The organism is Streptomyces sp. NRRL S-920, assembly GCF_000717945.1.
Lineage (GTDB): Bacteria > Actinomycetota > Actinomycetes > Streptomycetales > Streptomycetaceae > Streptomyces > Streptomyces alboniger.
Map to the genome: position 1 here is coordinate 90,779 of NZ_JODF01000012.1, position 14,620 is coordinate 105,398.

Genomic DNA, 14,620 nt, shown 5'->3' on the forward strand with positions numbered 1-14,620 from the left:
GTAACACTGCCACGCCCTTCTTCATTCCGAGACACCCGTTCCGATACGCGAGACGATTTCGTCCCAGTAACCGGGCATGGTCTCCCAGAGGTCCCCCGTACCCGCCCCGTCGACCCGGTCGGTGAAGTAGATCGTCGAGGCGCCCTGCCAGCGGGCGATGCGCAGCGCCTCCTCCAGGTGGCCGCGCGGCATGCCGTGCACGAAGTGGCAGAAGCGCTCGGGCGGGTAGTCGGCGGTCCACTCGGCCACCTGCGACCAGCGGTAATCGCTCCATGAGCCGGCGAAGGTCACCAACTGGTCGCCCGTTTCGGCGTATCCGGGGTACGGATGGGTGCCGTGGCCGAGCACGATGTGGGCGTGGTCGACCAGCGCGCGCAGGGTGGTGACGGTCCTGCGCACCTCCGGGAGCGCCGTCCGCTCCGTGGGACAGCGGTCCAGCGAGAAACCGTCGACCTGGTACCAGTCGAGGTAGCGGTGCGCGTCGGAGAGCAGCTCCCCGAAGGGGCGGGTGCCGTACCGGGCGTCGAGGTGGCCGAGTACGCGGACGCCCCCGTTCCGCAGCCGTCCCGCCGCCTCCAGGCAGTGCGGGTCGGGCCGCTCACCCGGGCCGTTGGCGACATTCAGGACAACCCACTTCAAAGGGATGCCGGGTCGGGTGAGTTCGCCCCATTCGAGGGGGGCGACGAGGGGGTGGGCGAACCCCGGGATGCCGAAGCCGACGCGTATGCCGGTGTCGGTGGCGCCCCTCGCGGCCCTGGTCAGATGCGGCATGCGGCCTCCATCCAGATGTCGGCGAGTGACTCTTCGAGGTTGATGCGGGGCCGCCAGCCGAGGCGGTCGCGCGCGGTGCGCACATCGGCCTGCTGCCAGCTGCCGCAGCCGTCCGGGTAGGGGTACGCGGCAGGGGCGCCGTGCTCCCCTTCGGCGCGGGGGTGGCCGATGGTCGCCCGCACGGGCACCTGGTCCAGTTCGTGCAGGGCGCCGCCGTACCCGGCGACGCGGGCGAGGACGGCGGCCGCGTCACGCAGCCGTACGGCACGGCCCGCGCCGATGTTCACGATGCCCTGGGCGGCGGAGAGCGAGGCCGCGTGCACGGCCCGCGCGACATCGCGCACGTCGACGAAGTCCCGCTGCACACCGAGGCCGCCGAGCTTCAGCTCGCCGTCCCCCGCCTGCATCGCGCGCCGCATGGCCTCGGCGAGCCGCCCGAGCGGTGAACCGGCGGGCGTGCCGGGGCCGGCGGGCGAGAAGACCCGGAGGACGACGGCGTCGAGTCCGGAACCGAGTACGAGTTCGGTCGCGGCGAGTTTGCTGACGCCGTAGGGCCCGCCGGGGCGCGGCACGGCGTCCTCCGCGGTGGAGGAGCCCGGCTGGCTCGGCCCGTACTCGGCGCCGCAGCCGAGCTGCACGAGCCGTGCCCCGCAGCCGCTGCGGCGCAGGGCCTCGCAGATGGTGGCGACGGCGACGGTGTTGTGCCGGGTCAGCTCGCGGGCTCCGCCGCGGGTGGCGCCCGCGCAGTTGATGACGACGCCCGGGTGCACGGCGTCCAGGAAGCGGGTGAGCGCGCCGGGGCTCCCGCTGGCGAGGTCGAACCGTACGTCCGAGTCGTCGCCGCGGCCGAGGGCGGTGAGCTGCACCGCCGGGTCGGCGAGCAGCCGGTCTGCGACGAACCGGCCGAGGTATCCGTTGGCTCCGATCAGCAGCACCCTCATCGGGCGCCTCCGGGGGTGGCCGCTCGGAGGCGGAGACGGCTGCGGGTGGTCATCTGGTGTTCTCCTTCGAGGTGTTGCCATGGGTCACGGGGTCACGCCCGCGGTGTCGGCCCCGCGGGAGAGTGGTCTGGTCGGTCTGTGGGCGGCGGCTCAGGTCATGGCGCCGGGGCCCGCGTGGGCGGAGGCCAGGGTCAGGGTCCTGGTCGCGTGGATCAGGAGGGCGAGGGCCGCGGCCCCGCACGCGGCGGCGGGGACGGCGCCGGGGCCCCAGTCGGCGACGGCCGCCGTGACGGGTGCGGCCAGCGCGTCGCATCCCGGCAGGCGTCCCGCGAACACCAGGGCCGGTGCCGCCGCTTCGCAGGCCCCGGCGGCGCCGAGCAGCAAGGCGGGGGCCCGGACGAAGCCGTGCGCGGCGAGCAGCCGCGCGAGCAGCAGCAGGGCGCCGAGGGCACCGGCCCCGGCGAGGGCCGAGGGGCTCCCGGGGGTGCCGAGCACCGCGTCCGCCGCCACGTCCGCCGCCACGAGCGATACCCCGAGGGCGGCGAGGAACAGCACGACGACGCCGAGCAGCAACGGCCTGACGGAGGCGGCGAATTCATTGAGTCCCCGGCTGGCCGCGAGCCGCCCCCCGGCCCGTGCGGCGAAGAGCCGGGCGCACCAGATCGCGGGCGCGACGGCCAGGGTGAGGCCGAGGGCGGTGGCGGTGGCGGGCGCCCAGAGGTCGCCCGGTCCGTCGGGGCCGCCCGCGACGGCGCTCATCAGCAACCCGTCGCCCAGTAAGGCGTACACGATGAGCCAGCACACCCACGCGCGCGTGGCGGGTGTCAGCGGGGTGGCGGCGCGCAGCGGTCCGTTGCGCAGGGCCACCCGCAGCGCCAGGGCCACGGCGAGCGTGCCGCCGACCGTCACCGCGGCCCGGGCGGCCCCGGCGGTCAGCTCGGCCCCCGCGACGGCCGCCGCGCACGCCGCGCCGGGCAGCAGCGCGAACAGCGCCCATCCGGGGCGCACTTGGGGGGCATGGCGTACGTCGGTACCGGCACCGGCACCAGGGCGGGCACGGCCGCTGTCGTCGTCGCGGGGCACGCGCGCGTACATCTCCTCGGCGAGGGCGAACACGTCGCGGTGCCGGTAGCGCGCGGCGGACCGGTCGGTCACGCCGTGCGCCTCCAAGCCCGCCGCGATCTCCAGCGGGTCCACGGCTCGCGCGCACAGGTCGCGGTGGCGGTGCATCAGGGCTTTCACGGGGTCGGCGGCGCCGTGCGAGGCCCTGTCCCGGTCCGGCCGATCCCACTCCCGCGCCCCACCTACCCCCTGAGCCTCACCACTGCTACCCGGGCCTGCGACCTCACCACCGCCAACACAACCCCCGGCCCCACCGCCCCCAAAACCGCCGCCCCGAGGCTCCCCCTCGGGGCCGCTCGCATCCTTGAGGCTCCCCCCGCCGTCCCCCTCGTCCCGTACGGGCCGCCCATTCCACCCGCTCTCCCCCTCTTCGTCGTCGCCGACGCCACCGCCCCGGAGGTCCCCCTCCCCGAAGCCGGGGATGGACACCTCCACGCCCCCGGCGCTCAACCGCCGCGTCATACGACCGCCCCCTTCAACTGCTGGCGTCCATCGGCCCGTTGGCCGCAGGAGTTCGCCCAGCTCGGCACTCCGTCGCCCTCCGCTCCCGACGCGGACGCGGACGTGCACGCGGCCGCGGGGCCCACCGCGACCGCCCACCGCCCGGGCATGTACGCCTCTGCCGGGTGGGCGAACGGGACCGGCTCGCCCGCCTCGTCCAGGGCGTCCCTCCGCACCGGGCAGTGCGAGACGATCTCCAGATAAATGCCGCGAAATGCCGCGACGTTCTGCTCGACGGTGAAGAGTTCGAGGGCCCGCGCCCGCGCCGCCGCCCCTAGGCGCGCGCACCGGGCGGGGTCTCGCAGGAGCGCCACGCACGCCTCCGCGAGCGCCCGCGGATTGCGCGGCGGTACGACGAGGCCCGTACCGCCGATCACCTCCACCACCGCGCCGACGTCCGTCGAGACGCTCGCGCGCCCGCAGAACATGGCCTCGACCAGGCTGATCGGGAAGCCTTCGGCCACGCTGGAGAGCACGATCACCCCGCCCGCGGCATACGCCTCGGCCAGGTCCGGCGCCTCCGGTCCGCCGATCTCCTCGAAGGAGACGGGGTGGTCGCCGACGGCGTGCGCCCCCTCCGCCTCGTCCGGGAAGAGCTGCGCGGCGAGCGCCCGGCACTGGGCGAGATAGTCGACGGCCTCGGGCCCCTCGGCGGGCGCCGCGACGATCCGCAGACGTGCCCTCGGCTCCTCCTCGCGGACCTGGGCGAAGGCGTGGAGCAGGGAGATCAGGTCCTTGGCGGGCTCGGCGCGGCCGACCCACAGGAGCGTGCGAGGGACCGCGGCGAGGTCGTCGTAGCCCCGCTCGCCGATCTCGGCGAAGCGGCCGGACTCCATGCCGGGGTAGACCGTGCGCAGCTTGGCGCGGTCGGCGCCGCACCGCTCCTGCCAGCTGCGGGCGTGGGTGTTGCCGGGGGTGATGAGCACGGCCTGGTCGTACACCTCGGCGGTGAGGAGGCCGTGGAAGGAGGCGAGGAGCGCCCGCGCCGGTGCGCTCAGGTCCATGCTGGCCGCGGCGAGGTGGTGCGCGCGCAGTTGTACGCCGTACTCGGTGACGAGGAGCGGCACTCCGGCGAAGTGTTTGGCGAGCAGTCCGGGCAGCGCCGCGGGACCACCGGACGTGGCGTGGCAGAGGTCGGCGGCGCCGAGCGCGTCTTCGCCGTACCAGTCGAGGGAGAGCGGGCGCAGCGCCCGCTCGATCAGGGCCGCTGCGGTGAGCAGGTCGGATACCCGGGCGGTGCGGGCGGCGCGCAGCGCGCCGGGCGCGCGGCAGGCGCTCTCCAGGGCGCGCACGACGGCCTCCGAGCGCAGCGCGCCGACTAATCCGCCCTCTTCGCGGGCGAGTTCGGCGAGTCCGTACAGCGCGTTGGCGAAACGGTCCGCCACAAGGTCGCAGCCCGCCCCGGAGGCGGTTCCGCGGCTGCCGCTCCCCCCCGCGCCCAAGCGGTCGGCCCCGCCCCGGCACACCACGTCCGCCAGCTCCCCGAAGCACTCCGCGAACCTGCGCCGCGCCCGCCGTCCGCGCCCGCCGCGGGGGCCCGCGGCGCGGATCGCCTCGTCGTCGAGGGTCCACAGCGGAGCCGTGCGCACCCGGGCGACCTGGGGCGGGAGTTCGACCCGGCCCCGCGCCTCCTGCCGCTCGTCGCGGCTGAGGGCGTAGACGTCGAACTCGTGCTGCCCGAGTCCGCGTACGAGCCGGTCGCACCAGAGCCGGCCCTCACCATTCACGTACGGGTAGCCACCCTCCGTAAGCAGTGCGACGCGCACGAGTGCACCCCCGATCTCCCGTCTGGGGAGCCGCCGTTGGGTCGGCGGCTCACAGCGGGACGAACGTATGCGGTCATGCCGGTGGCGCGACGGACGGTTGTCCATCGCGCCACCAGAAGGGGTGAACGGCCGTGACTTTCCCGCGCCGGTAGCGTTCTGTCGCGCTATAGCGCCCCTGAGGCCCTCCGTCATCACGGAGGGTCAGGCCACGGCCAACTCCTTGCGGGCCTCGCGTCGCCGCGCGGCCGCCTCGGGGTCGAGCGAGGGGACGGCCGCGAGCAGCGCTCTCGTGTACGGGTCGCGCGGTGAGCCGTAGACCTGTTCGACGGTTCCGTACTCGACGATCCGGCCCCGCCGCATCACCGCGACCCGGTCGCTGACCTGGCGTACGACCGCGAGATCGTGCGCGATGAAGACGAGCGCGAGCCCCAGTTCCCGCTGCAACCGAGCGAGCAGATCGGTCACTTGGGCCTGCGTGGTCACGTCGAGCGCGGACACCGGCTCGTCGCACACGATGACGCGCGGCTCGGCGGCGAGCGCACGCGCGATGCCGACGCGCTGCCGCTGTCCGCCGCTGAACTCGTGCGGATAGCGGTCGTAGTACGCCGGTTCGAGCCCGACGCGCTCCAGCAGCTCGCGTACCCGCCTCCGTACGAAGGTGTCGCTCTCCCCCCGGGCGCGCAGCGGGTCGGCGACGGACTCGCCGATCGAGCGGCGGGGGTTGAGGGAGGAGACGGGGTCCTGGAACACCATCTGCACCCGCGGGTCCACCCGGCCTCGGGGCTTCGCCGCGCCCTCGTGGAGGACCAGCCCCGCGTTCGGTTCGAGAAGGCCCACGAGCATGCGCCCCAGCGTCGTCTTGCCGCTGCCGCTCTCACCCACGACGCCGAGGGTCTCTCCCCGGCGGACGGTGAGCGAGACGTCGTCGACGGCGGTGACGGCACGCTTCCCGCGCCCGAACTCCCGTCGCAGTCCGACCGCTTCCAGCACGACCTCGCCCGCCTCACCGGCGGGCGCGGCCAGCGGCGAGTCCACCCGGGGCACGGCCCCCAGCAGCTCCCGGGTGTACGGCTCCCGGGGCGTGGCGAGGACGTCCCGCACCGCACCCCGTTCCACCGCGCGGCCGCCCCGCATGACCAGGACCTCGTCCGCGCTCTCCGCCGCGACGCCCACGTCGTGGGTGACCAGGAGCAGGCCCATGCCGGTGTCGTCCCGCAGCGTGTGCAGCAGGTCGAGGATCTGGGCCTGGACGGTGACGTCGAGGGCGGTGGTCGGCTCGTCGGCGATCAAAAGGGCCGGGTCGCACGCCAGCGCCATGGCGATGAGCGCGCGTTGACGCATGCCGCCGCTGAACTCGTGCGGCCGCGAGCGCGAGCGGCGTACGGCGTCGGGAATGCCGACGCGGTCGAGCGCGTCCACGGCACGCGCGCGTGCCGCACGCCGGGACGCCCCGGTGTGCACGCGGTGCACCTCGGCGATCTGGTCGCCCACCGCGTAGTACGGGTCGAGGGAGGAGAGCGGGTCCTGGAAGACCATCGCCGCCCTTCCGCCGCGCAGCCGCCGCAGTTCGGCTTCGGTCGCCTCCTGTACGTCGATGCCGTCGACCCGCACGGATCCGCTGACGCGGGCGCCGGTGCCCCGGTGGAGCCCGAGCAGCGCGGACGCCACGGTGGACTTCCCGGACCCCGACTCGCCGACGAGAGCGAGCGCGCCGCCCGCCTCCAGCGTGAAGGAGAGACCGTCGACGGCGCGCACTCCGGTCCCGAACTCCACGGAGAGGTCGTCAACTCGTACGAGACTCATGACAGCACCACCCGTCGGTCGGCCACCGCGTACAGCACGTCCGCGACGGCATTGGCGAGCACCACGAAGAAGCCGGTGACCATGACCAGGCCGACCACCACCGGCAGGTCGACGACCTTCACGGCGTGGACGAGTTCGCGTCCGAGGCCGGGGAGGCCGAACAGCGTCTCGCTGAGCACGGCGCCGCCGAACATCGACCCGAAGTCGTTGGCGGTCAGGGCGATGACGGGTGCCGCGGCGCCCCGCAGCGCGTGCTTGCCGATGATCGACCGCTCCCTCACGCCGTACGCGCGAAAGGTCCGCACGTGGTCGTCGGCGAGCGTCTCCAGCATCGAGGAGCGGGTCAGCCGCGCGTACTTGGCGGCCTCGATCAGGGCGAGTGACAGCCAGGGCAGCAGCAGGTTCCACGCCCACTGCGTCGGGTCGTCGCCGAAGTCGACGTACTGCGGGAAGGGCAGCCACTGGAGCTGACCGCAGACCACGATCATCAGCAGCAGGCCGATCACGAAGACCGGGGTGGCGGTGCCCGCGAGCGTGAGGGCGGTCAGGACGCGCTCGCTGAGCCGGCCGCGCCGCCAGGCGGAGAGCACGCCGGTGCCCACGCCCAGGATCAGCCATATCACCATCGCGCCCAGTGCCAGCGACGCGGTGACCGGCAGCTTCGCCACGATCATCGCGCTGACCTGCTGGTCGCTCTGGTAGGAGACGCCGAGGCAGGGTGCCTCGCAGTGCTCCACGCCGGTGCCGGTCGAGTAGTCGTGGCCGGTGAACAGGCCCTGGAGGAAGTCCCAGTAGCGGACGTACAGCGGGTCGTCGAGGCGCAGTTGCTCGGTGACCTGCTGGACCTGTGCGGGCGAGCAGCGTGGGCCGCAGGTGATCTGGGCGACGTCTCCGGGAGCGACGTAGAACACCACGTAGATGATCACGGAGAGGACGAGGAGGGTGATCAGGGCGCCGACGAGGCGCCGCAGCAGGAAGGCGGAGAGCCGCGTGAAGTCCGTCATGCCCGGGCCTCCCGCTTGCGGCCCGTGCCGATCCGCAGCCGCGAGGCGGCCCGCGGGTCGAGCGCCGCGCGCACCCCGTCGCCGAGGACGGTGAGGGCGAGCACGGTCACGAACAGCGCGCCCGCGGGCAGCAGGAGGTACTGCGGCGCCGCCTGGTACCAGACGTCGGCGGCCGTGAGCATCTGGCCCCACGAGGGCGTCGGCGGCTTCACGCCGACGCCGAGGAAGGAGAGCGCGGCCTCGATCGCGATGTTCACGGGCACGAGCAGCGCCGCGTATGTGATGACGGGTGCGGCGAGCGCGGGCAGCAGTTCGCGCCGGGCGATGCGCACGGACCCCCAGCCGCTGAGCCGTGCCGCGGCCACGTGGTCGAGTTCCTTGAGCGTGACGGTCTGCGCGCGCACGACCTTGGCCATGTTGCCCCAGGCGACGAGGCCGATGACCAGGGCGACGAGCACGGGCCGCGGGAAGCCCGCCGGCACGATCGCCATCAGGGCGAGCGCCAGGACCATCAGCGGCAGGGCAAGGATGACGTCGGTGGCGCGGCTGAGCAGCTGGTCCACCCAGCGGTTGCCGAACCCGGCCGCCACGCCGACCACGACGCCGATGAACACCTGCACGACGGTCGCGGCGAGCGCGACGCCGAGGGAGACCCGTGCCCCGTACAGGAGGCGGGCGAAGAGGTCGCGGCCGGTCTGCGGTTCGACGCCGAGCCAGTGCTCGCCGCTGATCCCGCCGAACGGGCCGACCGGCACGCCGCCGCGCGCCGAGTCGATGAGGTCCGGGTGGTACGTGGTGGGGTCCTGCCCCTCCAGGGCCGTGAGCAGCGGTGCGGCGAGCGCCACGAGGACGAGCAGCGCGACGAGGGCCGCCGCGACGAGGGCGGCGCGCCGCTCGCGCAGCCGCCGCCAGAAGGTCGTCACGACTACTTCACCGCGACCTGGGAGACGTCGAGCACACCGGTCCAGTCGCTGATGACGACGTTCTTGACGTCCTTGCCGTACAGGCGCTTGTAGACGGGGTGGAAGAGCGGCACGGTGAGCGCCTTCTTGCCGATCTTCTTGTCGAGGGCGCCCCAGCGCGCGGCGGCGGCGTCGAGGTCGGTGAGCTTGTTGATCTCGTCGATCTCGTCGTTGACGGACTGGTCGTCGAGGAATCCGGTGTTGAAGTTGGCGCCGTCCTTCACGATCTGCCGGCCGTCGAAGATGGGGGCGAGGAAGGGGCCACCGGAGGGCCAGTCGGCGCCCCAGTGGGCGAGGAAGAGGCCGGGCTCGTCCTCGGCGCTGTGGGCCTTGTCCTTGTAGTCGTTGTCTTCGAGGCCCTGGAGCTTGACGGTGATGCCGGCCTTCTTGAGCGCGTCCTGGATGGCGGTGGCGATCTCGGGGCTGGTCTCGAAGTCCTTGGCGTTGGAGTGGGTGAGCGTGATGGTGAGCCCGTCCTTGTGACCGGCCTCCTTCAGCAGCTGCCTGGCCTTCTTCGGATTGCCGTTCGGGCCCGCGGGGAAGTGGTCGTACTTCGTGTATCCGAAGGACTTCTGGTTCGGCAGGTAGGTGGTGGCGGGCTCGGCGAGCGAGGAGCCGCCGGCGGCGTTGACGACCGAGGAGCGGTCGACGGCGTACGAGATGGCCTGGCGCACCTTGGGGTCGTCGAAGGGCTTCACCTTCGGGTTGAAGGCGAGGTAGTTGGTGTATCCGAAGTGTCCGGTGCCGACGTGCGAGGCGAGTTCCTTGTCGGCGGTGACCTTGGCGAGTTCGGCGGGGCCGAGGTTGGTGTCGGTGGTGACGGCGGCGGCGTCCGCGCCCCGGCTCGCGGAGAGCCGCTGGTTGATGACGGACGAGTCGAGTCCGGAGCGTACGTCGATGACGTCCGGGTAGGCCTTGCGCTCGGCGTCGGTCTTCGCCGACCAGTGCGGATTGCGCTCCAGGCGCAGCCGTTCGCCGTCGTTCTCGTTCTTGACGACCTTGTAGGGCCCGGAGGAGACCGGGTGCTCCTCGTACTTCGTGCCCTTGTCCTTGCTCTTGGGGACGGGCGTGAACTGCGTCTGCGTGGCGAGGTAGGGGAACTCGCCCTCGGGCTTGTTCAGATGGAAGACGATGGTCCGCTCGTCCGGCGTCTCGATGGAGGCGAGCCCCTTGGCGCTCTTGTCCTTGTAGGGGCCCTGGTACTTGTCGCCCCCGACGAGCCAGTCCCGCAAGTAGGGTGCGCCGCCGCTGAGTTCGGGGGCGAACGAACGCTCGATGCCGTACTTCACGTCGGCGGACGTGATCGGCGTGCCGTCCTCGTACTTGAGCCCCTTCTTCAGGGTGTACGTCCATACCGTGGCGTTCTTGCTCGGCTTGCCCAGATCCGTGGCGAGGTCGGGGACGACCTCCGCGCCCTTGGCGCCGTCCTCGCGGTTGCGGGTGGTCAGGGTGCGGAAGACGAGGCTCGGCACGTTGCCGCCGCCGGAGGTGTAGAGCCGCGCGGGGTCGAAGTCGGTGTGCGGGTCACGGTTGAGGACCGTGAGCGTGCCGCCCTTGGCCGGTTTTCCGCCGCCGCTCCCGGCCTCGTTGTCCTTCGGGCCCGCGCAGGCGGCGGCGCCCGTGGCCAGGGCCAGGCTGACGGATGCCGCTGCCACGCGGCGGGCTATGGCGGATGTTCGGCGCATCGGAGGAGACCTCTCGGGGAAAAACGCTGCGCGAGGGGCAGCGGATCAGCGGAAATGACGCAGAGCTGACCCCGGTGATGGCGCGGGGGAACAGAGCAGCGCAGAGCTGCGGAGAAGCGACGCACTCGCCGGGGCGGGCGTCAGCGACAGTGGATGTCGGCCACGCAGAGCGCGGTCACGCCGAGGAGCGCCAGCTCGATGGCTGCGCTCGAAGGGGCGTGACGGTTCGACATGCGCAGAAATATGAACGAATTTGCGATGGATGTCAAAGCGGCCGACGAGGGAGGGCTCAGGTGCGGGCGGTCTCGGGGAGCCAGCCGGTGAGCCTGCGGTCGACCCAGTGGGTGAGGGCGATGGCGACGAGGGCGACGGCGACGACGACCAGGAGGACGGCGAGCACAGTGGCGCTGTCGAAGCTGCCCCCGGCTTCGGTGAGGAGCCGGCCGAGGCCGACCACGGCGATGAACATCTCACCGTTGATCATCCCGGCGACGGCCCGGCCGACCCCGAGCCGGATGCCCGCCATGGCCATCGGCAGCGCGGCGGGCAGCACGACCCTGAAGAGGAGTTGCCGCTCCCCGGCCCCGTACACCCGCCCCATTTCGAGGAGTTGGGCGGGGACGCCGCGCACGGCGGAGGCGGTGGTGATGACGATGACGAAGAGGGAGTACATCACCACCACGGCCACGATGGAGGTGCGGCCGGGGCCGAAGAGGGAGAAGAACACCGGGGCGAAGACGAGGGAGGGCGCCGTCAGCAGCGCGTACATGTAGATGCCGAGCGCGGCTTCCGCCGCTCGGTAACGGCCCATGAGGGTGCCCAGGGTGAGGCCCGCGGCCAGGGAGACGGCGAGGCCCAGGACGAGGTTGAGCACGCTGGAGAGCAGGCTGGGCAGGATCTTCCCGTCGGCGGTCAGTTCGGTGAGCCGGGCGAGCACCTGGGTGAGCGGCGGGAGGAAGGCGGCGTCGGCCGTACGGGACACGGTCTCCCACAGGACCGCGCCCGCGAGGAGTCCGCCCAGCGGGGGCAGGAGGGCCGACGGGCCGCGGCGGGGGCTCACGGGCGGGCTCCGGCGCGGTCGGGGCGTGAGGCACCCCCGGGATGCGGGGCGCGGTCGGGATAGGAGGCGCGGTCGGGGCGCATGGCGCGCAGGCGCTCCCACAGATGTGTGGTGAGGCGGGTGAACTCCTCGGTACGGCCCAGGCCGTGGAGGTCGACGGAGCGCGGCCGGGGGATGTCCACGGGGACGACGTCGGCGATGCGGCCGGGCCGCGGGCTCATCAGGACGACGCGGTCACCGAGCAGGACAGCTTCCTCGATGCTGTGGGTGATGAAGACGACGGTGAGGCGCCGGCGCTCCCAGATGGTGAGGAGTTCCTCCTGGAGGATGCGGCGGGTCTGCTCGTCCATGGCTCCGAAGGGCTCGTCCATGAGCAGCACGCGGGGCTGGACGGCCAGGGCGCGGGCGAGGCCGACGCGCTGCCGCATGCCGCCGGACAGTTCGCCCGGCAGCCGGTCCTCGAAGCCGTCGAGGCCGACGAGTTCGACCAGTTCGCGGGCGGTGGCGCGGCGCCGGCTCCGCGGCTCCCCGCGCAGTTGGAGACCGAAGGCCACGTTGTCCAGGACGTCGGCCCACGGCAGCAGGGCGAAGTCCTGGAAGACCATGGCGCGCTCGGGGCCGGGTGTGCGTACGGGTTCCCCGTCCACCAGGATGTCGCCCTCGTCCCAGCCGGTCAGCCCGGCGAGGGCGCGCAGCAGGGTCGTCTTGCCGCAGCCGCTCGGCCCGAGCACGGTGACGAACTCGTTGTCGGCGATGGTGAGTTCGACCTCGCTCAGCGCGTGGACTGTGTCGCCGCGGCGGCCGGGGAAGCGCTTGGTGAGGTTCTTGATCTCGATCATGCGGTGCTCCTCGGTGAGGTGGGAGGCGGCGCGCTGAAGGCTGTCGTGCGCTCGATCAAGGGGTCGCCCTGCGTTCGATCCAGGGGGTCGCCCTGCGTTCGATCCAGCGGGCCGCGGAGAGCAGCAGGACGGCTTCGGACAGGACGATGACGACCACCGCGTAGAGCGCGGGCGCGTCGAAGCGGCTGCGGTAGGTGAGGATCAGGCCGCCGTAGCCGACGGAGACCATGAGGAGTTCCACGACGACCATTCCGGTGACGGCGCGTCCGAGGGCGAGCCGGATGCCGGTCATGATGGCGGGCAGGGCGCCGGGGATGAGGACGCGGCGCCAGATCTGGGCCTCGCTCGCGCCGAGTGTGCGGCTCATCTCGATCAGCGAGGGATCGATCTGGCGGATTCCGGCGCGGGCGCCGGTGACGGCCATGACCACGGAGAAGAGCGCCACCAGGATGACGCGGGAGGCCAGGCCGAACCCCACGGACATCACGAGGAGCGGGATGATCCCGGCCATCGGGGTCACGAGGAGGATGCTGAGGTAGACGTCCGTACAGCGCTCGATCGCGCGGAACCGCCCCAGCAGGAGCCCGGCGGGAACGCCCAGCGCGACCGCCGCGAGGAAGCCGAGGACGAGGGCCTGATTGCTGATCCAGGCGGCCCGCCACAGCTCGCCCTCGCCGAGCAACTTCACTGTGGCCGCGGCCGTTTCGGTGAAGGTGGGCAGCAGGATGCTGTCGTGCGTACGGGCGTACGCCTCCCACAGAGCGGCGGCGACCACCAGCGTGAGCAGCTGGTAGGGCAGGTCGGCACCGGGGCCGAGGAGCCGCCGCGCTCGTCCGGGCGGCCGGGGGCGGGTCGCGAGTGCGGCGGGGTCAGCCGCGCGGGTGGGATCGGCCGCGTTCGTCATGAGGTGCCGCCCCTCTTGGCCCGGTCCCGCTTGGCCCGGTCCCTCTTGGCCCGGTTGCGGTCCACGAAGCTGAGATCGGCCACGTCGGCGGCGTCCATCGGCTCGATGGCCCCGGTGTCCACGAAGAAGTCGATGGTGTCCTGCACACCGGCCGGTGTGAGCGCGGCGGCGTCGAACAGTTTCTGTTCGACGTAGGGGGCGGCGATGTCTTCGAGGTCGTCCTCGGCGTACGTGTCGGGCAGGTGTTCGCGGACGAGCCCGGCGAGATGACCCGGCTCCTCGTTGATCTTCCGCTGTACGTCGATGAGGGCGTCGATCAGAGCCTGGGCGGGCTTCGGGTGCTCCGCCAAGTAGCCCTCGTCGGCGTACACGGTCTGCGGGTGCAGCCCCGGGAAGACCTGGCGGAAGTCGGCCAGGCGCTTCAGCGATCGGCCCTTGGCGCTCTTGGCCAGGTGGGCGGCGTCGCTCTGCTCCAGGGCGGTGGCGGTGATCTCCCCGCCCAGGAGCGCCTGCGTCCTGGTCTCCGAGTCGCCGATGGTCAGGAACTGCGGGCGGGCGCCCTCGGGGCACGCCTCCTCGACCCACTGGCGCACCATGGCGGTGGCCATGGCGCCCTCGCTGAAGATGCCGAAGGCCCGGCCGTCGAGGTCACCGCAGTCGCCGGTGGCGGCAGCTCCGTAGACCGCCCACTGGTTGCCCACCATGTCGGCGACGATGCGCAGCGGGGCACCCCGCGCGATGGCCATCAGGGCCGGCCCCGTGGCCTCGGCCGAGAACTGGTAGTCGCCGCGGATGAGCCCCTCGACGGCGAGTTCCGGCTCCGCGGTCTCCTCGATCGTCACGTCGTAACCCGCGGCACGGACCTGGTCCACGGCTTCCATCAGCGGTACGGAGGTGATGTCCGGTTCGGTCAGCGCGACGGTGAAGGAGCGCCCGGAGCCATCGCCCCCGCTCCCGCAGGAGGTGAGGAGCCCGGCCAGCATCACCGAGGCCAGGGCCGCCGAGGTCAGGGCCGGTCCCCTGGAACGCGGCGGCCGGGATGGATCTGTCAAGGATAAAGAGGGCAACGCTGAACACCTCCACACACAAGGGCGGGCAGAACCGGTGCGCCCCCGATCCGGCGGGCGTCGCTCTCAACTCACCACCGGCTCAAGGAAGTTATGCATTCGTTTGCGCGTTCGTATGTATGCTGGAGTCGCCGCCGCCGATCCGTCAACCCCGCACACGTTCCAACTCCCTGCTCCAACAAGGGAGTTGACGGC

General features: G+C 72.6%; 13 protein-coding genes. All 13 read right to left on the bottom strand.

Annotated features, from left to right (window positions below):
* Positions 1-21: 21 nt before the first annotated feature.
* Positions 22-771 carry a spherulation-specific family 4 protein gene (locus tag IG54_RS0111600; RefSeq protein ID WP_030781041.1) on the bottom strand — a complete coding sequence of 250 codons (750 nt, stop codon included), beginning with the start codon at positions 769-771 and terminating at the stop codon, positions 22-24.
* On the bottom strand, positions 759-1,712 hold the full coding sequence (locus IG54_RS0111605) for an NAD-dependent epimerase/dehydratase family protein (protein ID WP_030781043.1): 954 nt from the start codon (positions 1,710-1,712) through the stop codon (positions 759-761). The genes IG54_RS0111600 and IG54_RS0111605 overlap by 13 nt, the downstream gene beginning before the upstream one ends.
* Before the next feature lie 150 nt (positions 1,713-1,862).
* Positions 1,863-2,942: a hypothetical protein gene (locus IG54_RS37865; RefSeq protein WP_037896894.1), complete on the bottom strand. Its 1,080-nt coding sequence runs from the start codon at positions 2,940-2,942 to the stop codon at positions 1,863-1,865.
* A 350-nt stretch (positions 2,943-3,292) separates the two neighbouring features.
* Positions 3,293-5,101, bottom strand: a complete 1,809-nt coding sequence (locus tag IG54_RS0111615; RefSeq protein WP_030781051.1) for a DUF3492 domain-containing protein — start codon at positions 5,099-5,101, stop codon at positions 3,293-3,295.
* 201 nt (positions 5,102-5,302) lie between these two features.
* On the bottom strand, positions 5,303-6,904 hold the full coding sequence (locus tag IG54_RS0111620; RefSeq protein ID WP_030781055.1) for a dipeptide ABC transporter ATP-binding protein: 1,602 nt from the start codon (positions 6,902-6,904) through the stop codon (positions 5,303-5,305).
* Positions 6,901-7,908, bottom strand: a complete 1,008-nt coding sequence (locus IG54_RS0111625; RefSeq protein ID WP_030781058.1) for an ABC transporter permease — start codon at positions 7,906-7,908, stop codon at positions 6,901-6,903. The genes IG54_RS0111620 and IG54_RS0111625 overlap by 4 nt, the downstream gene beginning before the upstream one ends.
* Entirely contained in the window at positions 7,905-8,831 is a 927-nt protein-coding gene (locus IG54_RS0111630) for an ABC transporter permease (RefSeq protein ID WP_234336111.1), read from the bottom strand. Before IG54_RS0111630 ends, IG54_RS0111625 begins: the two co-directional genes overlap by 4 nt.
* 2 nt (positions 8,832-8,833) lie before the next feature.
* On the bottom strand, positions 8,834-10,555 hold the full coding sequence (locus IG54_RS0111635) for an ABC transporter substrate-binding protein (protein ID WP_030781064.1): 1,722 nt from the start codon (positions 10,553-10,555) through the stop codon (positions 8,834-8,836).
* A 140-nt stretch (positions 10,556-10,695) separates the two neighbouring features.
* A complete protein-coding gene (locus IG54_RS43565; RefSeq protein WP_324615413.1) occupies positions 10,696-10,788 on the bottom strand; it encodes an Ms4533A family Cys-rich leader peptide in 93 nt (30 codons plus the stop codon).
* A 56-nt stretch (positions 10,789-10,844) separates the two neighbouring features.
* Positions 10,845-11,615, bottom strand: coding sequence for an ABC transporter permease (locus IG54_RS0111640; protein WP_051819435.1), 771 nt, complete (start codon positions 11,613-11,615; stop codon positions 10,845-10,847).
* Positions 11,612-12,454: an ABC transporter ATP-binding protein gene (locus tag IG54_RS0111645; protein WP_063756212.1), complete on the bottom strand. Its 843-nt coding sequence runs from the start codon at positions 12,452-12,454 to the stop codon at positions 11,612-11,614. The genes IG54_RS0111640 and IG54_RS0111645 overlap by 4 nt, the downstream gene beginning before the upstream one ends.
* A gap of 55 nt (positions 12,455-12,509) precedes the next feature.
* Positions 12,510-13,358 carry an ABC transporter permease gene (locus IG54_RS0111650; RefSeq protein ID WP_078593996.1) on the bottom strand — a complete coding sequence of 283 codons (849 nt, stop codon included), beginning with the start codon at positions 13,356-13,358 and terminating at the stop codon, positions 12,510-12,512.
* Positions 13,355-14,410: an ABC transporter substrate-binding protein gene (locus IG54_RS0111655; protein ID WP_199809527.1), complete on the bottom strand. Its 1,056-nt coding sequence runs from the start codon at positions 14,408-14,410 to the stop codon at positions 13,355-13,357. Before IG54_RS0111655 ends, IG54_RS0111650 begins: the two co-directional genes overlap by 4 nt.
* Between the last annotated feature and the right edge of the window lie 210 nt (positions 14,411-14,620).

Excerpts from the sequence above, each read along its gene's own strand:
- IG54_RS0111600 (WP_030781041.1), bottom strand. The coding sequence starts at position 771 with ATGCCGCATCTGACCAGGGCCGCGAGGGGCGCCACCGACACCGGCATA.
- IG54_RS0111605 (WP_030781043.1), bottom strand. The coding sequence starts at position 1,712 with ATGAGGGTGCTGCTGATCGGAGCCAACGGATACCTCGGCCGGTTCGTC.
- IG54_RS37865 (WP_037896894.1), bottom strand. The coding sequence starts at position 2,942 with ATGCACCGCCACCGCGACCTGTGCGCGCGAGCCGTGGACCCGCTGGAG.
- IG54_RS0111620 (WP_030781055.1), bottom strand. The coding sequence starts at position 6,904 with ATGAGTCTCGTACGAGTTGACGACCTCTCCGTGGAGTTCGGGACCGGA.
- IG54_RS0111625 (WP_030781058.1), bottom strand. The coding sequence starts at position 7,908 with ATGACGGACTTCACGCGGCTCTCCGCCTTCCTGCTGCGGCGCCTCGTC.
- IG54_RS0111635 (WP_030781064.1), bottom strand. The coding sequence starts at position 10,555 with ATGCGCCGAACATCCGCCATAGCCCGCCGCGTGGCAGCGGCATCCGTC.
- IG54_RS43565 (WP_324615413.1), bottom strand. The coding sequence starts at position 10,788 with ATGTCGAACCGTCACGCCCCTTCGAGCGCAGCCATCGAGCTGGCGCTC.
- IG54_RS0111645 (WP_063756212.1), bottom strand. The coding sequence starts at position 12,454 with ATGATCGAGATCAAGAACCTCACCAAGCGCTTCCCCGGCCGCCGCGGC.
- IG54_RS0111650 (WP_078593996.1), bottom strand. The coding sequence starts at position 13,358 with ATGACGAACGCGGCCGATCCCACCCGCGCGGCTGACCCCGCCGCACTC.